Consider the following 23,708-nt stretch of genomic DNA (forward strand, 5'->3'; position numbering starts at 1 on the left):
GCTATGTCACTGTATGAAATGCTGCCCCAGAAACTGCCGCAGCCGGAAAGCTCCCCGGAGTCCGGTGACGTCAGCCACGATGATGCCTGGCTCGATCCCTTTTCAGCCCTCGCCGAAGAGGCGCTGGAGCTGTACGGGGAGGTTTCGACTGCCGGGCAGCAGAGCGCGGCTGATGCCGGTACACCCGGGGACGGTATCCCACTAAACATCCGTGATGAAAGCGCCCTGCAGGCATTTATCCGCCAGGCCTTTGCGAAAAAACTGCCGCAGATAGCCGAGTTCCGCGAAAAGGGCTACAACCTCAGCGGGCCGGACGAGGGGGCGATGAAAACCCTGCAGGCCGCGCTGGCGCAGGTGGACAAGCAGCCGGAAACCGCAGTACTGACCGCGCCGGCGAAAATTTTCCTCGCCGCGCTCGGCACCCTGCCGGTGAATGACCCGGCGATGCCGCCGGTGCTGCAGGACACGGTGTTACAGGCGAACAGGCTGGTGCGCCTGCTCACCACCGCGCTGGAGGCCCTCGCCGCCGGGGCGAAAGTGCGCGGTCTTGACTGGGCGGAAGAGGCGAAAAAAACGGCGCGGCAGCAGCGGGAGAAACTGGCGGAAGCGCTGGCGCAGGAAGGGCTTTCCCCGCAGGCGCAGAAGGCACAGCGCTTACAGGCCGAAGGGCTGATGTTCTCGGAGACGTACCGGCTCAGCGCGGAATACAAAAAGTTCAGCCAGTTACAGGACTCCCTGCTGGCGGAAAGCCGTATCGTCCGCCACCGTCTGACGCAGTACCTGGAAGGCGGAACCGTGAAGGTGGAGGAGGGCGCGCGGGACATCCGTGAGTTCGCCCTCAGCACCCTGCTGGCGCAGTCGGATGCGAAACCTTCCGGCACGCCGGAACAGCTGGCGGTGTGGGGCGCACGCCTTCAGCAGTATGCCCGCCACCTCCCCGGCCGTGACGCGGATGTCGACAGAACCCTTCTCGCGGGCAACCCGCTGGCAGCGGCGCTTTCCTCCGTGCTGAAACAGCCCGGCGCCGCAGAGCCGCCGCATGTCCGGCTGGCGCGCGCCATGCTGCCGGTCACCACGGCGCTGGGCCAGGCGACTGTACTGCTGGCGCAGGTGCAGCAGCAGGTGGCGCTGCCGGAAGAAGAGAGCCGGAAACTCACGGTGAAACCGGACATCCCCCTGCTGAAACAGGTCCGCGAGGCCGGGCGGGGCGTGCTGGCTGGCTCCGCGACGCTGGCGCGCAGGACGGGGCACCGGGTCAGCCGGGGCGCACTGCGCACCGGGCATCTTTTTCTGCACCAGGTTCTGCGCCGGGCCACCGACCCGGACGGGCTGGACCGGGCGGTGCGCAACACCGGCCTGCTGCTGCTCGATGAAATCCAGCAGGCGGAGCGGCAGATAAAACAGCTTGCCACCCGGGCCTGGCTGCTGCAGGAGGCGCTGGAGCAGCAGTGGCGGGTGCAGGCCACGTCCGCCTCACTTGCCCCGACGCTGCCGGAGCTTGCCGCGCTGCTTGACGAACGCCTGGCGCAGGAAGCCAGCCGCTGGCAGCAGACCGGGCAGCAGGCACTGACGCAGCTTGAGGCGCTGCTGGCCCCGTTTGCCCGCCTTACAGAGTCCGGGTTTTATACCCGACTGAGTGAGGAACTGCAGCAGGCGAAAGCCCTCAGCGAACAGCAGCGCTGGGGCGATATCGGGCGTATGGCGGAGATGATGTCCGGGGTGGCGGATGAACTTGCCGGTGTGGCGCGCGGGCTGGACAGCGCGGTTATCCGGCTGTCGGAGCACGGGCATGCGGGCGGGCGGGAGCTGGACATACAGCTGCGTAACCAGACGCGGAAGCTGGAGCAGCTGAAGGCGCAGGTGAAAACCCGGATTATCCGTATCACCGGCACGTCGCTGGACAGCTTCTCGCGTGGCGGCATGCTGGCACGCGGCATCGCGGAATGGGCGGAGGCGCTGAAACAGGATTACCTGGCGGGCATCCCCGCGGAGCAGCGCGCGCAGGCGGCGGAACAGTTTGACCGGGCACTGAAAGGGGTGATGGAGGAAAACCGGGAGCAGTTTGCCAGGGGCGGGGACCCGCAGGCGGAGGGGTTCCTGAAACGCCTGGCGCTGGCGCTGCAGCATGCCGCCACCGGCACGCAGGTGTATCCGCCGACGGCGGAGGAAATTCTGGCGGGCTCGCGCAGCGTGCCGGAAGACATCCGGCGCTGGGCGGAGCGGAAAGTGCTGGGCGGTGCGCTGTGGGCGGCGCTGCGCGGCGGCTTTAACCTGGTGACGGGGCCGGTGTCACTGCCGCTGCGTGTGGCGATACGCGGGGCGCGGACGGGGTACACGCTGGCGGGCGGGCTGCGGAAAATGAACCGGGTGCGGCTGGGCGAGGCACCGGCCAGGGGGATTAAAAGCGCGTTCATCGGCCAGGCGCTGGCCAAAATCGGCATCCGGCTGGCGCTGTCGCTGTCGCCGGGGGTGGGGTGGGGCGTGGCGGTGACCATCACGGCGTGGGAAGCGGGGAAAAACCGCCACGACAACGGCGCGCTGAAGAAAATGGTGAAGCGCTTCGCGCTGAATATCCCGGAAGAGGGGCTGTGGGCGGGGGGCTATGCGGGGGGGCATGCCGCGATTATCTCGGTAATACGGGCGCGCGCCGAGCAGGAATTACAGGATGCCATTGACAAAATAGTTGCAGAGATGAAAGCCACCGCAGCGGATGTGTTTGGAGAGGGAGACCTTGAAAGCTACCTGGTATCCACATTGTCGCCGGAGGATTTAGGCGATGAATCTATCGTGACGACAGATTCTGATGAGACAGTACAGGGAGCAGAAGCGTTTAATGAAGGAACTCAGGAAGGGGCAATATCTTCTGATGAAACCGTTAAAAACGATGAAACGGAGGGCGAATCAGTCGAGGAGGACATTGAGGGAACATTACAGCTTGCAGATGATGCTCTTGAGACAGAGGCAGAAACCGGGCAGGGAGCCGCCGCTGAACAGCCGCCTGCAACTCAACCACGTCCGGTGGCACCATTGAAACGACCAGGGGTTAAATTCTTGAGGGGGAGCGTGACACCGGGGGGCTCTTTAGCGTCGGGTACGCAGACCACGCCTGCTGAAGAAGCAGAAACTTCCCTCACAGAAGCGCTAGAAAATGAGCCTGAGGATACGATACCGCATGGCCGAGGGAAAAGGGCTGCGCCATCGATAGCGTCTCTCGAATTACCGGCACCCAAACGCGAAGCGGCGATAGACGCCGACTTAGAGCAAAGAGTCATGTCGGTCTTTCCTGCATCTAGCGGTGTGCGGAAACCCGTTGACGATATGGTACTGAAATATGCCAAGGAAAAAGTCTATAACAATTCAGAGTATCATGAGGTGGCGTACATATATATTGGTGGCGTTTATAGGTATCTGCGTTTGTCCAATAACAAACTAGGGCAGCTCAAGGGGCACCTTTATGCAAAAAGGGAAGGCGAGTGGAGCGGAAATCTGCCGATAGCCGTTAAGTTTAATTACGTTACGAATACCTGGTGTCTGGAAAATAAGACCGGCTTAGATAGCGGGGATACTATGCCTCCGACAACAAGTAAACTGGCAACCCCGACCCGAGCCTCAACGGAACTTTACGAAGAAGCCAAAAAATGGTGGGAAATATATTCATTCTCTTACGACAATATGGTTCCCGGAGAAGAAGGCGCTATTTATAATGATGGTGTGCAGAAATATATTTTTCTTGCAAATAAATATTGGCCGATAACATTCAGTACGTCATCTCTCGCTACCATAAAGGGTGCAAATCAAGGTGATGATGTCGCTCTCGAATTAATTGATAATCAATGGTACGAATTTGTGTCTGGGATAACACAGAAAGCTATCGAGCCGGCATTAATAAATATCTTCGATAATTTAACAGTCAATAGTGATTTATTAGATGAAACCCGTAAGTGGGACGAGACAAAGTTATCTTCTGGGCCATTTATTGTCCCCGATCCGATGTGCCGACTATATAGAGGAACGGACAATGAAAATTACATGTATATCAATGGCATGAATTTGCAATATAAAGTTGTTGATAAAAACACTGGAGCAGTTTTTATTAACGAAAATGGACAGGAGAGAGCTGTCTTAGTTCAAAGTTACAATGGTTATCTCTACTTTGTCGGTAAAATAGCTAAAAAAGATTTTAATGAATTTGTTTCGTTACTAATCTCAAATAATTTTGAAATTGATATTGCTACACAAATTTTAGATCTACTTGAGCCGAGTGATGTGCCGCAGGGTAATATACTTAATAAGATAAATTCCATGCTGAATGATCAATTTAATAGAACATATACACAACCTACAAGCAGAAGGAACGAAGATGTGCTGAAGTTAAAAGCCATTATTTCGTCTTATCTGGATACAACGTATGAAGCGAGGCAATATCAAAGTAGCGACGAAATGGCATGGGATGCTTCATTGCTCCATTCCTACCAGTATGCGATGCAAAATGACATCGTGGAGCCACTAGAAATTTCACGAGCGCAATTTGCCCGTACATCAGTTGCAGAAATGGAAAAAAAGTCAGGTTTATTGAAAACCAACGACTTGCAACAGCGCATAAACTCACTCGATATAGACATAAGGAATAAAGAAATTAAAAAAGCTTGGGCAAATGAAGATTTGGAAAATGTTCAGCCTGATCTTTTCATGGAAAGAATAGCAGCCGAAACGAAAGTAGAGAGCATTCAGGGTGAAATTGATGAACTGAAAAAACAGCGTAATTCGCTAGAGGCTACAAGAAAAGAAATTGTAGCGAAAAAAGAGGAATATCAACGGAACATACTTTTGCTTACTGATAAATATAGTATGCATTGGTCTGGAAAAGATTGGGGTAAGAAAACTTACGAAGATGAATTAAAAAAACAAGGCGATAAGAGCGATCGTCTTCGTGCTGCGAAAAATGCCTTGATCTTGCTAGTATTGCAGGAGGTAGATATTACTCATCATAAGGTTGACGAATACACTAAAAGTGATCTCGATAGATTAAAAAAAATACGGGCTGCCAGAGTTGAGATCAAGCAGATATTATTTCGGCAAGATGCTTTTAATTTGATTTTCACGACGTTAACAGACAGTGATATTAACAAAACAGTATCTAAAAAAGATTATAACGATATTCTATGGGCGAACCGCCAGGCTGAAAAACTTGGTCAACAGTATTTTAGCGGCGATGATAATATTGAAGCCAGAGTACAACTTCCAGCCATTCTCTATTGGCTATTAAAAAAAGGTAAAAATGTATCTGACTTACGTAATCAGGATATCGATACTCTTACTGAAGAGTACTATGCTGATTTGCACCGTTTAAATCCCCTCACTGAAGTTAAGACTATGCCTGAAGGTTATCGCCCATTATCGAGTATGATGGCGAGCAATGCCTTTTCTTCATATTCGGATTATGTGGCTCAATTTAATGACTATATTAATAAGTATAGTGCTTATGATGCTAGCGAAATATCAAAACAAATCCTTACTCTTTCTGGCCTTCCTATTGAGGATATGATTACGTCTGTCAAAAAAAGGATTCGCTTGCGTGTAACACAGGAAGGGATGACATCAGAACCGTCAAATTGTGAACTGCTCTTTTTGCAACTCAAAGATGGCCGGTGGATATTTTGCTCTATATTTCCAGGATCAACTTTCTGCAAAGTAATATCTGATGATGATATGCTAAGAAACGAAAATCTAAGATATATTACAAAAATATCCAATAGTAATTTCCCCTCACCTGTTACGGATGCAAATATTACTTTTGGCAAAGTTATTTTGTTTGAAAACAAACAATGGGAATATGCAGTTACGTCGTTGACTACCAGTGTCCTGTATAAAGATAAAGAAATACCAAATATATTTAAGGACGAAAAATTGCATCATCTTTATTATAATGTAGATGAGAATAGTTACTTTTCAGGTAATGTAATATCAGCTTTGAATGCCAGTGTGCGTACCGTTTTGCAGCGATCTGCCAAGGCGAGTAAAATCGAGATGTTTACACCGTCTGCATTGCAAGAAGCTGCTTTTGCTTTAATTCCTTATTACAAAGAAATATATATGACTGCAAATGACCCTCAGCATAATCCTGATATTGCTTCAGTTGTTGTCGATACGCTTGGCGTATTATTAGTGGCTGGACAAGCTGGTGTACAAGTGGGCACCATAATTAAAAATATAGCCACTGTGGGAAAAATAACTCAGCAAGGTTTAAGGGCTGGTTTAACGGGGAGGGGTTTACAGCTTTATGTTATAAAAAATATGGCGGAAGAGGTGGCTTTTGCCTCGCTTAAATTATTAAAAACAACAGCGTCATCATTAATAGATTTAGTTGATCCTGTTTCTTTAAGAGACGCGCCAGGCCTTGCTCGCAGTATTGGTAATAAAGCTAGCAATCTTATTAGTATTATTCCAAGGAAAACGACAGAGGCAGTCGCTCGCGGAATTAATAAAAAATATATCAGAGCAAATATGACCCTTGATGGTATGACACAGAAAACTGTCCATGGTGCACCGGTTTATTCGCCGTCAAGTTTTGATAGTGGTGAAAAGAAATATTACATCATGCAAGACGGTAACGTATACGAAGTACGTTGGGATGAAGCTTATCACACATGGCGCACAGTGGATCCCCAAAACCCCAGTCGATTCAGTTATGGCGAACCTATTGTTTATGAGAATGGTCAATGGAAGATAAATAAAGATTATGGTGGTCTTCGTGGTGGCGACCCTAAAAGTAGTGGCGCCTCAACAGACCCAGGCCCAGGCCGTGGCCCTGACCCAGACCCAGACCCAGACTTAGAAGTTTTATTTGGCAGCCAGTCAATCAGGCAAAACATACCCGAAGGCGTGCCATCAGACACTATATGGAACGATGAAATTTTTAAAGGGGATCAAATGCTGGCCGATCTTAAAAAGAGATCAGATATAAGAGAGGCTCTCAAAGAACCGAAGGAAAAATGCGAATCTATCACCGGGACGGTTGCGCAATATATGAAGGAACAAGGATTTGTAAATATACGTTTTCGCGGAATGGCTATCTTTTCTAATGGCGGTGACGAAGGTGCAATAAACCATTTCGTCGTTGTAGGCACTCGCCATCGAAAGGATTATGTCTTTGACCTTACTGCAGGGCAATTCTCAACTGTATATCCAGATCTTAGTGGCCCTCATATTCTTCCGGAAAAAATATGGGCGCAGAAGTATGCTAATGTGTCTCAGAGAGCTTTAATGAAATATGGTGATTATACAAACCAAGCTAGAGCTTCATATTATTTCGGTCCTTTTAGTAAATGGTTATCTTATGGACCTAACACCGTAATCCCCGGTGCGACAGTATTGAAGAAAAGAAGCTGGTATTTCCCTGGTGATTTGTTAGCGAAATCGAAACAGCCAGGTTTTACGATGATTGATCTTCCTGTGCCGGAACATCCGATACGCACCGCTTATCGTAATACCCGTGCAGCAACCGGAGAAAGTGGTGTTTGCTGGGATTACGCTGTGGGTTTGGTCGAAGATGCAAAACTCATCGACACGAAGACTGCAAATGATTTACGTAACGGTCTTAAACAGGCGGCACAGTACAAAAACACCGCCTCTTCGACCGGCGGTGGGCTTGATGGGTTATTTTCCAGTACGAAAGTTCTCAATAATAATGATGAATTATCTCGAATGAAGCCTGGTGAGTTGCTGTTATTTATGGAAGTCGACCCTAATAATGTAAGCAAAGGTCCCCGGCCAATTCATTGCGTGGTAAGCCTCGGTAATGGCCGTTTCGCGGGGACCAAAAATGGCATTCTTGATCCTGCGCTTGGCGATCACAAGCGGCTTTTAAATATCCGCCAACTGGGGGAATTTTATGCTGGTTTATTGAAACGTACTGGAGATAAAAGTCAGCCCACACTATTGTTGGTTTCTGGCAGACCTTACAATATGGTGAAGTTGAATATTCCTATTCATAAGCTGGCCGAGATTTATGAACAGCCGCCGGTCGGGAAAAGTAATATTTCAAAAGGAACAACGAGTTTATTAGCCCAGGCGGAAGAGCTCAGTCCCGAGCAAGCACACGAATTGTACGTTATTTTAAAAGAAATGATCTCTCTTGGTCGAAACACACAGCGACTTGCATTGAATAATATATTCTCTTCGACGGTAACAATACAAAATCAGGCACAACTTGGTTCGTTACCTAGGGGCAAGTTGATTCTGTTTGAACCATATAGTAATAAAGGGCCGCTCAGGCATGCCATGTACAGTTTGGGAGATAAAAAATTCTTAATGATCGATCCGGGACGGTTAGATAAGCGCCTGACCGCTAAGACTGGTGTAATTAACGCCAGCAGCTTCCCGGACGATTTATTTAAAACATACAAAGTCTCTACAGGAGAATTGCATTTTACGAAATTAAGTAATCAGTTTTTACTGCGTTGGGGAATAGTTTCTGTTTGGTCTGGAAGTTTTGTTGGAATAGGTTTGCAGGAGGCAATGGTAAACAGAGATATTGTACGTCCTGCCGACGCTGAGGAATTAGTAAACGATATCATTGAGTCAATCCTTTCCAAAAAGAAAGACTTTTCTTCCATGACTATTAATAAAATGGGAGTGTCAAGTTGTTTTGGTAGCTATGGGTCATATCCACCAGAAAAAGCGCTGGCCTATTATTCTAAAAAAAGTATTCAAACTACCCCGTGGGTATTTGGACATGCACTGCGTGCTGATTGGTATCGTAATGAATTACGTAAATATTATGAACCTAAAGATTTTAAATACCCTGATGATGTGAAAAAAACGACAGCGCAGGAACTCCGTAATAATGCTTTCTGGAAACGACTAAAAAATTACTATCATGTTAACCTTGCTGACGAAAATCCCACTGATGAATTTGGAAAGTTGTTGCTTGATCTGGCGAAATATGCACGTTGGGAGATTCATTATGGAGATGTGTTGGTGAGACATCCTAAATACAAACCAGGATTTTATGTCAAAGAAGATATTATTAAAACAATTTGTGAAGCGCGACCTGTTGATGACGATAGTATGGCAGAACGTCTTTGGGATCTTTTGATGGTGAGTAGTTATACCGCAGATGTTAATAATGGGTTGCTGACGAAGTATTTATCTTAATGAAACTCAATATGAAATCATTAGTATTATTTTGTTAATGGATCTATTTCTGCTATTTAATGATTATCTCTGATTGCGTGAATCTTAAATGTAATAATCAAAAACCTTATCTGGAGGTTAAATATGTATATCATCTCTCAGGATAGTTATTTTGTTTTAGGTATGGATAACCTGCTCAGGAATATTAATCCCCATGTAACGCATGCACTCGTTGCTTTCGATCGAGGCGACGGGAAAGTTATTTTTTGCAGCATGGGTTCGTTGCTCTCTGTTTTAAACGAAGGGATGGATTTTCAATCTTTCATCTGTATGCGTTACTACAAGCTTGATAAATCCACTCCTGTTAATTTACTGCAAAATGAGATTCAACGTTTTTTTAGAATCATGAAGGATAATGAACTGACACACCATTTTCGTAAGATTCGGCTGAGTGACGTTGAATATAAGATTTTAGTTAAATTTTTAGATTTGCAATCGAACGAATATGTTTGTCAATCTTTACATCTCAGCCGCAAGGTCGTCAGTAATTATAAAAATATGGTCCTTCGCAAGTTAGGAATTAATAGCCTGGCTGAGCTTATTCATATCTACAATACGTGGAATGACTGCTTCTGCTTAGTTGATGGCAAAATGATGCCGGACGCGAAATTTCTGCCACATATGGAAAGCAATGAACTGACTGTAGTGGCGCAGAGTTCCTCCCTTCGCTCAACGCAAATGGCCTCCTGAGCCGTTCTCTTCATTTATTACTCCATTTATTTTGCTTGTTCCCCTCTCTCCTCAGGAGGCGCTATGTCCCTGTATGAAATGCTGCCCCAGAAACTGCCGCAGCCGGAAAGCTCCCCGGAGTCCGGTGACGTCAGCCACGATGATGCCTGGCTCGATCCCTTTTCAGCCCTCGCCGAAGAGGCACTGGAGCTGTACGGGGAGGTTTCGCCTGCCGGGCAGCAGAGCGCGGCTGATGCCGGTACACCCGGCGACGGTATCCCACTAAACATCCGTGATGAAAGCGCCCTGCAGGCATTTATCCGCCAGGCCTTTGCGAAAAAGCTGCCGCAGATAGCCGAGTTTCGCGAAAAGGGCTACAACCTCAGCGGGCCGGACGAGGGGGCGATGAAAACCCTGCAGGCCGCGCTGGCGCAGGTGGACAAGCAGCCGGAAACCGCGGTACTGACCGCGCCGGCGAAAATTTTCCTCGCCGCGCTCGGCACCCTGCCGGTGAATGACCCGGCGATGCCGCCGGTGCTGCAGGACACGGTGCTGCAGGCGAACAGGCTGGTGCGCCTGCTCACCACCGCGCTGGAGGCGCTCGCCGCCGGGGCGAAAGTGCGCGGTCTTGACTGGGCGGAAGAGGCGAAAAAAACGGCGCGGCAGCAGCGGGAGAAACTGGCGGAAGCGCTGGCGCAGGAGGGGCTTTCCCCGCAGGCGCAGAAGGCACAGCGCTTACAGGCCGAAGGGCTGATGTTCTCGGAGACGTACCGGCTCAGCGCGGAATACAAAAAGTTCAGCCAGTTACAGGACTCCCTGCTGGCGGAAAGCCGTATCGTCCGCCACCGTCTGACGCAGTACCTGGAAGGCGGAACCGTGAAGGTGGAGGAGGGCGCGCGGGACATCCGTGAGTTCGCCCTCAGCACCCTGCTGGCGCAGTCGGATGCGAAACCTTCCGGCACGCCGGAACAGCTGGCGGTGTGGGGCGCACGCCTTCAGCAGTATGCCCGCCACCTCCCCGGCCGTGACGCGGATGTCGACAGAACCCTTCTCGCGGGCAACCCGCTGGCAGCGGCGCTTTCCTCCGTGCTGAAACAGCCCGGCGCCGCAGAGCCGCCGCATGTCCGGCTGGCGCGCGCCATGCTGCCGGTCACCACGGCGCTGGGCCAGGCGACTGTACTGCTGGCGCAGGTGCAGCAGCAGGTGGCGCTGCCGGAAGAAGAGAGCCGGAAACTCACGGTGAAACCGGACATCCCCCTGCTGAAACAGGTCCGCGAGGCCGGGCGGGGCGTGCTGGCTGGCTCCGCGACGCTGGCGCGCAGGACGGGGCACCGGGTCAGCCGGGGCGCACTGCGCACCGGGCATCTTTTTCTGCACCAGGTTCTGCGCCGGGCCACCGACCCGGACGGGCTGGACCGGGCGGTGCGCAACACCGGCCTGCTGCTGCTCGATGAAATCCAGCAGGCGGAGCGGCAGATAAAACAGCTTGCCACCCGGGCCTGGCTGCTGCAGGAGGCGCTGGAGCAGCAGTGGCGGGTGCAGGCCACGTCCGCCTCGCTTGCCCCGACGCTGCCGGAGCTTGCCGCGCTGCTTGACGAACGCCTGGCGCAGGAAGCCAGCCGCTGGCAGCAGACCGGGCAGCAGGCACTGACACAGCTTGAGGCGCTGCTGGCCCCGTTTGCCCGCCTTACAGAATCCGGGTTTTATACCCGACTGAGTGAGGAACTGCAGCAGGCGAAAGCCCTCAGCGAACAGCAGCGCTGGGGCGATATCGGGCGCATGGCGGAGATGATGTCCGGGGTGGCGGATGAGCTTGCCGGTGTGGCGCGCGGGCTGGACAGCGCGGTTATCCGGCTGTCGGAGCACGGGCATGCGGGCGGGCGGGAGCTGGACATACAGCTGCGTAACCAGACGCGGAAGCTGGAGCAGCTGAAGGCGCAGGTGAAAACCCGGATTATCCGTATCACCGGCACGTCGCTGGACAGCTTCTCGCGTGGCGGCATGCTGGCACGCGGCATCGCGGAATGGGCGGAGGCGCTGAAACAGGATTACCTGGCGGGCATCCCCGCGGAGCAGCGCGCGCAGGCGGCGGAACAGTTTGACCGGGCACTGAAAGGGGTGATGGAGGAAAACCGGGAGCAGTTTGCCAGGGGCGGGGACCCGCAGGCGGAGGGGTTCCTGAAACGCCTGGCGCTGGCGCTGCAGCATGCCGCCACCGGCACGCAGGTGTATCCGCCGACGGCGGAGGAAATTCTGGCGGGCTCGCGCAGCGTGCCGGAAGACATCCGGCGCTGGGCGGAGCGGAAAGTGCTGGGCGGTGCGCTGTGGGCGGCGCTGCGCGGCGGCTTTAACCTGGTGACGGGGCCGGTGTCACTGCCGCTGCGTGTGGCGATACGCGGGGCGCGGACGGGGTACACGCTGGCGGGCGGGCTGCGGAAAATGAACCGGGTGCGGCTGGGCGAGGCACCGGCCAGGGGGATTAAAAGCGCGTTCATCGGCCAGGCGCTGGCCAAAATCGGCATCCGGCTGGCGCTGTCGCTGTCGCCGGGGGTGGGGTGGGGCGTGGCGGTGACCATCACGGCGTGGGAAGCGGGGAAAAACCGCCACGACAACGGCGCGCTGAAGAAGATGGTGAAGCGCTTCGCGCTGAATATCCCGGAAGAGGGGCTGTGGGCGGGGGGCTATGCGGGGGGGCGTGCCGCGATTATCTCGGTAATACGGGCGCGCGCCGAGCAGGAATTACAGGATGCGATTGACAAAATGGTCGCGGAAGCCCAGGCCCGCGCTGCGGCTCTCTCTGACGCAGGGGATTTCGATATGGAAAGCTATCTGTTATCCATGCTGGCGGATAACAACGATGACGGAACAGTGACAACAGGTATGAAAGAGGAGGTTGAAGAGAGTGCCGTTCAAGAGGAAGCCGCACTCCCGGAGGTAATGGTTGAAGAAGCCGTTGAGGGAAATGTACAACCTGCAAATGTCACTTTGCAGACAAAAAGAGATAACGGGCCGGCCATTTCTTCTAAGCCGCGTGCTCATTCGCAGCAGCGAACCGCAGCCCTGAAACGGCCGGGGATTAAATCCTTTGCCGGTGGCACAACAACGGGCATCTCCTTAGCGTCAGGTACGCAGACTGCGCCTGCTGAAGAAGCAGAAACTGATCTCGCTGAAGAGCCAGAAGTTAAACAGGAGAATATGCCGCACAGACGTGGAAAACGGGCGGCGGAAGCAGGTGCTCAAAAAGGTACCGATATTGCTGTTGTACCGGAGGGCAAAGCCGAAGAAGCCGCCAGATCCCATTATCCGGCACCGAACCGGGAAACGGCGATTGATCCCAAACTGGAGCTGCGTGTATTGGAACTCTTCCCGATCGTAAACGGGTATCGCTTGCCGGTTTCAGAAGCAACGTTGTTTTCAGCACGCTACAAATACTATCACTATCATGGAGGCAATTTTCTTTATATTGGCGGTCGCTATCGGGTTCTTAATTACATAAAAATAAACGAGGATGGCAGTTGTGAAGCTAAACTTTATCCGCACTGGAAAAAGGAAAGTGAAGTTAATCAGCCACTGAAGGTATTGTTTGATTTGAAGGATGAGAAATGGCATCTGGCAGAAGACTCACTCAGCGGCAGTAGTTCAAATGCACCTGGACCTGAAACCAAAACGACAGTGACGCAGTGTAGTAAGGAAATTACCGAAGCCGCTAAAAATTGGCCCACAGAGAAGGCGTATAAATATCTCGATATGTTGCCTGGAAAGGAAGGGCAAATTTATGATGATAGCGAGAGAAAATATATTTTCTTAAATGATCATTACTGGCCAGTAATATTTTCGTCGGCAGGAAAATTCATTATTCCCGGAGTGGATAATGGCAAGGATGTAAATATTTATTTGCAAGGCAGAGAATGGCACCTTGCCGCGACAGAAAATGCGCTTGCTATCGCATCGCCAGAACAATTTGAATCTCCAGCTGTATCAGCCGTTACTCAAGTTTCGGCACCTTCTGGTATTGGCGGAAATAAAGGTCTATTACTACCGCTTCCGATGAAAACAAGCATTTCTGCAGCACTTGAGAGAAAAGTATCTGAACTATTTGCAGGGGTAGAGAGTTATCAAGAGAAGGTGACTGATCTCACTTTACTTATTCCGATGATGTATCTCTATCACGCGATAAGTGATAGTTACATCTATGTGGGGGGGAACTACTATTGTGTCACTGCTTTGAGTCTGGGAGCCGATGGAGATATTAACGGAATAATTCATTCATCATCGGATATACAAGCGCCAGGAACGAAGTCAATCTCAATAACTTTTAAAAATAGTGATCAACAATGGCATCTTAGAGAGGGTGAAGATGATGATGGCAGTGCCAGTAGTAATGAAAAACAAATTTTTACCACGCTTTCTCCTTCCGTAAAAACGGCGTTAAGTAGTATCAAATCAGACCGCGGTTTTAGTTATAACAATATGGATATAGGTACTGAAGGCAATATTTATGCAAACGGCGAAAGCCGTTATATATTCCTGATGGGGCAGTACTGGCCTGTAAGAATATATGGTAATCAGGTTGATATAACAATTAAAACAGCGGATAAAAAAGAAGATGTTATTATAAGGCTTTATCGTGAAAACAATGTGTTATATTTTACATCAGGTAGAGCGACCGGTAATACTTTAATTCAGGCATCATTGTCTTCAGCGGTGATCAGTGAACTGAAGAAAGCAGACACAAGCAGTCAGCTTATCCAAACTGATATAAAAGCATACGTGGAAGGGTTTGTTTATAGCCACGGCAGAAATAATTTTATTCTCATTAATAATATGCTGTATGATTTTCAATGGATTAGTAAGGACTTTGCTGCTATTAAATTTACCATTGCAGGGACTGATACGTTGGTTTTTATTAAAAAAGTGCAACAGCAATGGGAGTTTTTAGAAAAAACATCATCTGAAAATTATGCATCCTTTGACGATACGTTGAGACGAATTAAAAGGATAGATCTGGATCCTGATATCCATAAAAAACTACAGAATGTATTATCAGAAAATGAATTTACATCATGGCAAGGTGTTCTGAGAAATTTGCTTGATATTGTTGACGAAGAGATTTTTAAAAGATATTCAAACCCACATGATAGCTATCTAAAAAATCTGTTAGTCATCAAAAACAGCGTGCTTTCGTGGGTTAAATCAGATGAAAGTAAAACATCCCCGTTAACGCCGGAACGAGACTGGAATGAGCCTCTGCTTGCACTATACAAAACGGCATTAACGCAGGGTACGCCCACCCCCTATATATTGACATTGGCGCAGAATGCCAAAGTGCTGATAAAGAATTTAGAGAAAAAAAGAGAATTACTAAAGACAGATGATTTAGAGAATAGAATAAAAACTCAAGAACAAGTTGTCTCAAATTATAATAAAAAAATCTCCAATATATTAACGAATATAAACCATGGAGGAACTACTTTTGCTAATCATAAAAGACTTGAAGGTGAAGTTAAAGATTATGAAAAACTGCTTGAAGGTGCTCAAAAACGACTAGATATTTTGCGAGAACTGAAAAGTACTATTATTAATAAAAAAAATGAATACAGTGATGAAATAAAAACGCTTAACGAAATTTATTCAGTTGCTTTTGCGGGCATTGATCTGGCCGAGGAAACGCTGAAAGCAAACCTTGCAGAACAGGGTGAGAATAAGGATAAGCTGTTAGCGGCACAAGCCACGATTATTGAACTCGCACTGAAACAAGTCGTTATCACCAGCAAAGCAAGGACTGCCTATACCTCCGCCGAATTGGATGAGCTGAAAAAAATAAACATTTCGAAAACGCTGTTGATCTTCAAGCAGATAACTGCGTCCACGTTTACTGAGGTCTTAGAGCAACTTAAAGATAGTGATATTGAGAAACCTGCTATTAAATATAGCTATGCAGATATTGTCTGGGCCAATAATCAGGGGGAAAAAATAGCGCAGAAGTTGTTTGGTAATAATGTTGATGCTGAATTAAAAAATATGCTTTCTGCAATATGTTATTGGCTTTTGAAACACAAAAAGAAAACCTCTGATTTAAAAGGTGAGGATGTTGAAAACGTTATTGAGGAATACAGTACCGATGTACAAAAGTTCAATCCATTAGTCCAGGAAAAAAGTATGCCTGAAGGTTATACCCCTTTGTCCTCAATGATAAGTAGCAATTATTTCGAATTGCAATCTGAATTTAATAAACAGTTCAGTGACTATAAAGAAAAGTTTAGCATTTATGATGCCAGTGAAAGAACAAAAGAATTATTGTTGATTTCGGGACTTTCTGTCGAAGAAGTATTACAACCTGTCAATAAAAGAGTGCGTTTAAAAGTCCAGCTTTTCGATAATTTTGGGAATCCTGAAATTGGCGAAATGCTTTTTATACAGTTGCCTGATTCGCGCTGGGTTTTTTTCTCTATATTCCCCGGAGCTGTTACCTGTAAGATTTTTACTAATGCAGAAATGTTGAAAAATGATTATTTAAGAGTTATTGCCACGCTCGATCCGACAAGTGGAGGAGATGGAACCCATGAAGTTTATGATATGGACTTCTTTTCAAAAAAATATAACTTTAACCCTAAAAAGAAAAATGATTATAAAGGCAGTAATATTCGCTGGGATGATGTTAATGCGGAGTTGATATACGGTGCGCTCTATACAGAGGAGATTATTCGTGGTGAGTCAGTACCAGAGTTTACGAAAACAGGGTCGGTGTATACGTTATCGTTTAACACTCGCGACAACACGGCAACATCCGATACGGTTATTTCGGTATTAAATACCAGTATGCGTTCTGTCTTAAACCAGTCAGCCGATGCATTAAAATCTGAGCTTTATACACCCTCAGTCCTTCAACAAATAGCATTTACGCTAGTTCCTTTTTATAAAGAGATATATCACGCGGCCACAGATAAAGATTATCAGCCTGATGTAGCTTCTATCATGCTTGATATTGTCGGCGTGGTGGGGGTTGCCACCCAGGCTGGTGTGAGAGTAGCCACAATTGTAAAAAATACGCCAACATTAGGCAAAATCATGCAGCAGGGCGTAAGAAGCGGTTTGTCAGGGCAGGCGCTGAAAATTTATGCAATTAAAGAGTTAGCTAAAGAATCGGCATTCAGTGCGTTAAAAATACTCAAAACCGGCGCTCTGGCCACTATCGATTTGGTAGATCCGGTTGCGGCAAGGAGCATATCAAAGTTTGCGGTAAACCGTATTAGCAAGCCGGAAGAATTCCGTAAGCTCTTTTCCGCAAGATCCTTGTCTGGTTCCGGTCAAGCGCTTAACAACAAACACGCACGTAACAATATTTCGATAGAAAATATGCAAACCCAAACTGTGCAGGGGAGCACGGTTCATTCCTCGGTTATCACCGCTGGGCAAGGCCCTTATTACATCAAAGTGGATGGCAATGTCTATGAGGTGCGCTGGGATGAGGCATTCAAGACATGGCGAACAGTCGACCCGGATAAACCGGATGTTTTGAGTTATGGGGTCCCGGTAAAACAGGAAAATAATAACTGGGTTGCACGCAATGTTGGTAACGCCGCACCAAAAGTGGAGGATGCCGAAGCAAGCAAAACGATGATGCCCGCAGGGCTTGCGCCTGAGAATGCGGTCCGCGCGGCGGCGCGTCGCAGCCGTTATACGGAGAGCACGGTCAAAGAAAGCGGGGATTATGCTGCCCAGTTACTGGAAGATGCGAAGTTATTAAGCAGCGAAGCGGCAACGAAGCTGAAAGAGGGCCTTAAACTGGCCCTGGCAAATCCTTCGAAAGAGGCCGGGGAGTTATTCTCGGCGAGCCGGGTTATCGACAGTGAAGAAAAATTACTGCGTGTGAAACAGGGCGAGATACTGATTTTCAGTGAAGTCGACTCCGCTGCGCCGGATAAAATTACCCGCCGTGTTCATGTCATGGTCAGCCTTGGAAACGGCCGTTTCGCCGGGATTAAAAATACGGCTCTGGGTGCCACTCTCAGCGACAGCAAAAGCATCTTAACCGCTGAGCAACTGGGGGAGTTCAAAAATAACGTCTTCAAACGACGGGGTGATGACAGCCTGCCGGCACTCCAGATTGTTGCTGGCGATCCCAAAGACCTTCTGCGTGCGGAATATCCCACGCTGATAAGCCTTGCAGAGCAGTTGTCAGGGCTTGCGGATGATACCGACCTGGCTGCAAAAACGACCGGGCTTCTGAAACAGGCCGGTGAGCTGGCGCCGGAGCAGGTAACGGCATTGCAGGAAACGTTAACCACGTTGCTGAAAGCCTCAAAGGGCGGCACGACAGTCGCGGGCACGGCGGAAAGCTTATTTGTATCTACGGTCAGAGTGACCGAGCGCGCCGCGCTGCAGGTCATTGACAAAGGCAAACTTGTCGTTTTTGGCAACACCTCTTCGCCCTCATTCGCCGTCCATCATCTGATGTACAGCTTGGGCGATGGCAATTTCATGATGATTAACCCACACCTGCTGGATAAAAGGCTGGTCAGTCAGAACGGGATTATTAATGCCAGCCAGTTCCCGGATGATCTTTTCACAAAATATGGCGTTCTGTCGGGCGATATCTCGCTGAGCAGGCTGCGCACCGCCTCTCTTCTTGGTCGCGACGCCACTTTCTTTGTTGATGGTCCGATCCTGACGGTCAGGCTCCATGGCGCACCGGGTATTGCGAATTTTATGGACGCGTATGAACTGGCAGAGGTCATTAAAGGGCTGGGTTTGCGTGAGTCGCCGCCGCTGAAATTAGGCGCAATTCGAGAGATCAAGCTTGAATCCTGCTTTGGCGCGTTCGGATACCTGCCGACAGGAAAAGCGCTGGCCCATATTCTGGACAAGAAGGTGACGGCCTACCCGCTGAAGTTCAGCCAGGCCACGCGGGATACCCGGAATATTGTGACGCGTGCAAAGGTCTATATGCCTTCAGACATTTCTTCCGCAGATTTAGTGAAAGATATGGCACAACAGCAGGCCCGCAACCATGATTTCTGGAACCGGTTGCTGGGAATATATGTGGCCTTCAAAGGGAAACGGGTCCGGCGTGAGGCCAGTCTTTTTAATGATTTACTGAAAAATGTTTCAGAACTTGCGTCAGGGGAAGTGGATGCAGCGGCTTTCCTTGAAAAAATGCCGGAGTACAAAAATGGACTAACTGCTGAAACAAAATATTTGGAAGAAATTTGTAAGGGTGAGGTAAGTAACGCCGAAACGTTCGCTGAGCGATGCATGGATATCATTACGTTGAGCACCTGGTCGGCTAACCTCCTGGATAAATATCTGGGTGGTGAAGGGAACTGAGGCGATTTCGAGGGGGACATTTCCCCCTTTTGCATCAAAACCTGACCGCATCACCGACCACTTCATCACGTGCCGCTATTACACAATCCAGCACGTGCTTCATCAACTCCGGCGTCAAATGGGTGTTCATGATATAGATTTTTAGCGCGTACACCTTTGCCTCGGGGTCGGCCGCGTCGCGGTTATATTCAGTGACGCAAAACCCGGTGGTGAAACTCATATAGGGCGTGAACTTACCGTTAATTTGCTTTCCGGTGCGAAACCATTGATAGAGTTTATTGCCAATATCCTGCGTCAACTGATTGTGGGCCAACAGTTGCGGTTTCCAGGCCGGATCGCAAAGCTCCTGCTGATATTGCTGCTCCGCCTCAACACCCTTCGGGTAGATGCGAAACAGGGTGACCATGCCATGATCGTTGGCGTTGACGCATACTGTGGCGCTCTCAGTGTTCAGCAGGTTACGCAGCGCGTGGTGATTTTCCATAATCGTGCCAAGAATGGCCTGAAATCCCTCATAACCGAAATATTTCATCGTCGCCCAACCCGCCAGCGCGCCGGTTGCCGCGCGCGAGGCTTCGAGCGTGTAATCGTACGGATTGTATTCTGTGCGTGACTGCAAATAAGCCGAACCGGGACGCTGGAGAAGGGTTTCAAACTCGCTAGCATCGCGATAAGCAAACATGCTGCTGATATAGGGCGCGAAGCCCGCTTTGTGAAAATCAAAACCAATCGCGTCGGCGTATTTCATGTTTTGCAGAGCACGGTAGTTGTTTTTCATAAACGGCAACAACGCTTCGGTAAATTGCAGCGGATTGCGCGTAAAGTCATATTTCTGGAACGCCAGCCAGGACCAACTGGTCACCGCATCGCAATAGAGTAACGCCCGGCCATAGGGTGCAGCATTGCGATAGCGATCTAATAAACGGCGAACGCCCGCAACCGGATCGAAAGCATTGGCGTCGGTCGTTCCCATGGTGCAAACCACCGAGGCGACAGGAATATTTTGCATCCGCAGAGCAATAAGCACTGACTCCAGATCCTTGAGATCCATCGCATTGGTCTTCGGATCGGTTTTGATGCGTATGACATTATTCATTCCCAGGCCGGCCCAATCCGTGCTGTTCATCATGGTGTAGTGCGCCTGTTGCGAACAGAGGATTTTGGCGTCGGTACGTATGCCTTCCTCCCTGGAATTGGGCAGCACGCGGGTTAGCGCGTACTTAACGTGATAGGTCCAACAACCGGAGCCTCCGTAGGTGTAAACCCCGCCAGCACGTTGCGCATCCCAACCTACTAAATTTGCCAGCATCCCGGCACTTTCTAATTCTGCGCGTTGCACATTCCATGCATATTCCCCCGATAGCATATTTGGCGAAAATACCTGTGCCATGATCCCGGCAATGATTGAAGCGGTATTTCCCGGCGGAATGGTATTGCACATGGCAAGAGGATGACCCCAATTAGGCATCCCATTAAATAATGCAACCGTTTCGTTAATTACATCTTCACAGCAGCTGAGTTTGTCTGCTATTTCAGCCGTCTTTATGCTTTGATAATCAATAGCAAGATCGCCGTTATTTCCTAACCAGGCCGGTCCCTTATTTTCAGGGCGCAATCTATTTATATGATCGATAGCATTAACAATATTTTCAGATAAAGCATCTCGTTTATCTCTGAATGCCGAGGGGAAAAGTGAATTCGCAATTTCCTGAAACTTTCTAAATTTATTTGGCGAGCTTTCATTAATGTTATTCATGACAATCCTTTGTGTGAAATTTCTTTATTTAAGCGGATTTATTGTGGGTCTCTTAATATCGGATAAAGTTCCGGAAAACCCTCAACACGCAATGGGAATCCCGCATGTCGATAGCCAAGCCGACTGGCAAGTTTTTGTACGCGCGCGGCTGTGCATTCGGCATAACAGGGGATACCCGCTTTGTCCTGCAGGGCATGAAGCCTGCGGAGTAATGCGGCTATCACGTCGACGCCACATTCATGCCCTGGGATGGCAAGGACAAAAATATAGTAATGCGGTGTTTTAGGATGATAAGCGCTGAGTTTATGCATTAAGAATGCCATGGCGGCATAATCGGGACTGTATTTGTCCTGAAATTGCTTATAGATTATCTCATCACTGATATCATCTGAGTCGTAATGCAAATACATTAATACGCCGCTATTATTCTCATCGATAATAATGCCGCCTTTTCGAAGCGCGACTTCACCATAAATTCGAAAGAAACTGCGCAGTGCATCTTTTCGCCTTTCCGGAACCGGAAAAGCCGATTTAATAAGGACATCGTCATAAAATGCCTCTGCGAGCAGATCACATACCATATCGATATCTGAATAAGCAGCATCCCTTACATTCATTATTCTTCCTCAGTTGAATAGTTTTATATAAATGCTTTATTAATTATGCCTGATGATTCTCGTGGCATTTATATGCGATGGGGAAGATAACATGGATAATAAAGAAGTGGATTGCTGAAACTTCTGAAATTAAATAGAGGTGTTAGCGATGCGATTAACGCCGGAAGCGGAAAGAAAATTAAACATCGTTGCAATAAAAAATGGGACTTGCGTCCAAGATTTTCAATTATTCGGCATAATTGAACAACGGCTTTATCGAAATATTAGCGACTTAACTTTTTTATTTAATGGTTTCTCAGAGAGGGTTACTTAAAAAAAGTGGCGCATGCTTAGATATATTGAATTAAGAGGCAATTGACTTTGGCGGAAGATCACAGGAGTCGAACCTGCCCGGGACCGCTGGCGGCCCCAACTGGATTTGAAGTCCAGCCACCTCACCGGAGATGACGATCTTCCGCGCCTGCATTGCTACATGGAGGCGGGGCGCATTATAGCTACTTTCAGACATTTACCACATCCCCCCACCATAAATTTTCTCATTGTGCTTCCGCTTTCTATGGCCGTTTCAGATAAATCTCTATCTTTTCCATTGCTTAGCTTTTTTGCATCCTTTAATGGAACCGCGTTCACAGAAAAGAAGAAACGTAATCTGATAACAAGAAATCGCAATATCCGCCTCAAAAGCGATCGTTTACAACGTTTGGAACCGCTATCAGCATGTTTTTCAGGCGTTAAGGAAACAAAAATGGACAGTCAGCTTATTTCTGTAAAAGAAAAGATTGGCTACGGAATGGGTGATGCCGCCAGCCATATCGTCTTTGATAACGTAATGCTGTACATGATGTTTTTCTACACCGATATCTTCGGCATCCCCGCCGGGTTTGTCGGCACCATGTTCCTGCTGGCGCGCGCCTTAGACGCCATTTCTGACCCTTGCATGGGCCTGCTCGCCGACCGCACGCGTAGCCGCTGGGGTAAGTTTCGCCCGTGGATTATCTTTGGTGCGCTTCCTTTTGGCGTTGTCTGCGTACTCGCCTACAGCACGCCGGATCTCAGCCTCAACGGCAAAATGCTCTATGCTGCTGTAACTTATACGTTACTCACCCTGCTTTACACCGTGGTCAATATTCCGTACTGCGCCCTCGGCGGCGTTATCACGAACGATCCGCAACAGCGAATCTCGCTGCAATCCTGGCGCTTCGTGCTGGCAACCGCAGGCGGCATGCTCTCGACGGTACTGATGATGCCGCTGGTTAAGTTGATCGGCGGCGAAGACAAAATCGCTGGCTTCCAGGGCGGGATTGCGGTGCTTTCCGTCGTCGCCTTTATGATGCTGGCGTTTTGCTTCTTCACCACCAAAGAGCGTATTCAGGCGCCGCCGAGCACCACGGCCATGCGCGAAGATTTGCGTGATATCTGGCAAAACGACCAGTGGCGCATCGTGGGGATGCTGACCATCCTCAACATTCTCGCGGTCTGCGTACGCGGTGGCGCAATGATGTATTACGTCACTTGGATCATGGGTGATGCCGCTATTTTTACCGCCTTCCTCACCACTTACTGCGTCGGCAACTTGATCGGCAGTGCACTGGCGAAACCACTCACCGACTGGAAATGCAAAGTCACTATCTTCTGGTGGACCAACGCCGCGCTCACCGTCTTGAGCATCGCCATGTTCTTTATCCCGATTCAGGCCAGTGTCACCATGTTCGCCTTTATCTTTGTCATTGGCGTGCTGCACCAGCTTGTTACCCCGATCCAGTGGGTGATGATGTCCGATACCGTCGATTACGGCGAATGGTGCAACGGCAAACGCCTGACGGGCATCAGCTTTGCCGGCACGTTGTTCGTGTTGAAACTTGGTCTGGCACTTGGCGGCGCGCTGATTGGCTGGGCGCTGGCAGGCGGCGGCTACAATGCCACAGCGCAAAGCCAGAACAGCGCCACCATCAGCATTATCATCGCATTGTTCACCCTCGTTCCAGCAGTCTGTTACTTGCTGAGCGCCGTCATCGCCAAACGCTATTACACCCTGAAAACCCCAGTCCTGAAATCGATCATGGCGCAACTGGCGCGTGGGGAGCACCGCAGTCAGCAAGGGTTTAGCCGCGTCTCTACCCGGGAAGAATTACTGTAAGGAGCAA

At 49.3% G+C, this 23,708-nt stretch carries 6 protein-coding genes and 1 tRNA gene; 4 read left to right on the plus strand and 3 right to left on the minus strand.

The window, feature by feature from the left end; genetic code table 11:
- Window positions 1-3 precede the first annotated feature (3 nt).
- The 3 genes from AAEY27_RS00500 (at window position 4) to AAEY27_RS00510 (ending at window position 19,191) form a co-directional block, all read left to right on the plus strand.
- On the plus strand, window positions 4-9,156 hold the full coding sequence (locus tag AAEY27_RS00500) for a hypothetical protein (protein ID WP_342323023.1): 9,153 nt from the start codon (window positions 4-6) through the stop codon (window positions 9,154-9,156).
- Between the two features lie 123 nt (window positions 9,157-9,279).
- Window positions 9,280-9,885, plus strand: coding sequence for a LuxR C-terminal-related transcriptional regulator (locus tag AAEY27_RS00505; RefSeq protein ID WP_342323024.1), 606 nt, complete (start codon window positions 9,280-9,282; stop codon window positions 9,883-9,885).
- A 63-nt stretch (window positions 9,886-9,948) separates the two neighbouring features.
- A complete protein-coding gene (locus tag AAEY27_RS00510) occupies window positions 9,949-19,191 on the plus strand; it encodes a hypothetical protein (RefSeq protein WP_342323025.1) in 9,243 nt (3,080 codons plus the stop codon).
- A gap of 34 nt (window positions 19,192-19,225) precedes the next feature.
- Here AAEY27_RS00510 and AAEY27_RS00515 read toward each other — a convergent pair whose 3' ends face one another.
- The 3 genes from AAEY27_RS00515 to AAEY27_RS00525 all read right to left on the minus strand — a co-directional run bounded on the left by AAEY27_RS00515 (window position 19,226) and on the right by AAEY27_RS00525 (window position 22,020).
- A complete protein-coding gene (locus AAEY27_RS00515; RefSeq protein ID WP_342323026.1) occupies window positions 19,226-20,947 on the minus strand; it encodes a pyridoxal phosphate-dependent decarboxylase family protein in 1,722 nt (573 codons plus the stop codon).
- Window positions 20,948-20,985: 38 nt separating this feature from the next.
- Entirely contained in the window at window positions 20,986-21,564 is a 579-nt protein-coding gene (locus AAEY27_RS00520; protein WP_342323027.1) for a hypothetical protein, read from the minus strand.
- A 361-nt stretch (window positions 21,565-21,925) separates the two neighbouring features.
- Window positions 21,926-22,020: transfer RNA gene (locus AAEY27_RS00525), tRNA-Sec, on the minus strand.
- A 289-nt stretch (window positions 22,021-22,309) separates the two neighbouring features.
- Here AAEY27_RS00525 and AAEY27_RS00530 point away from each other — a divergent pair.
- Complete coding sequence (locus tag AAEY27_RS00530) at window positions 22,310-23,701, plus strand: glycoside-pentoside-hexuronide family transporter (protein ID WP_342323028.1); 1,392 nt, start codon at window positions 22,310-22,312, stop codon at window positions 23,699-23,701.
- Window positions 23,702-23,708: the final 7 nt, after the last annotated feature.

The sequence above is a fragment of the Kosakonia sp. BYX6 genome (assembly GCF_038449125.1).
Lineage (GTDB): Bacteria > Pseudomonadota > Gammaproteobacteria > Enterobacterales > Enterobacteriaceae > Kosakonia > Kosakonia calanthes.

What these genes read in the sequence shown, in the direction of transcription:
- AAEY27_RS00500 (WP_342323023.1), top strand. Translation starts at nt 4, where the DNA reads ATGTCACTGTATGAAATGCTGCCCCAGAAACTGCCGCAGCCGGAAAGC.
- AAEY27_RS00505 (WP_342323024.1), top strand. Translation starts at nt 9,280, where the DNA reads ATGTATATCATCTCTCAGGATAGTTATTTTGTTTTAGGTATGGATAAC.
- AAEY27_RS00510 (WP_342323025.1), top strand. Translation starts at nt 9,949, where the DNA reads ATGTCCCTGTATGAAATGCTGCCCCAGAAACTGCCGCAGCCGGAAAGC.
- AAEY27_RS00515 (WP_342323026.1), bottom strand. Translation starts at nt 20,947, where the DNA reads ATGAATAACATTAATGAAAGCTCGCCAAATAAATTTAGAAAGTTTCAG.
- AAEY27_RS00520 (WP_342323027.1), bottom strand. Translation starts at nt 21,564, where the DNA reads ATGAATGTAAGGGATGCTGCTTATTCAGATATCGATATGGTATGTGAT.
- AAEY27_RS00530 (WP_342323028.1), top strand. Translation starts at nt 22,310, where the DNA reads ATGGACAGTCAGCTTATTTCTGTAAAAGAAAAGATTGGCTACGGAATG.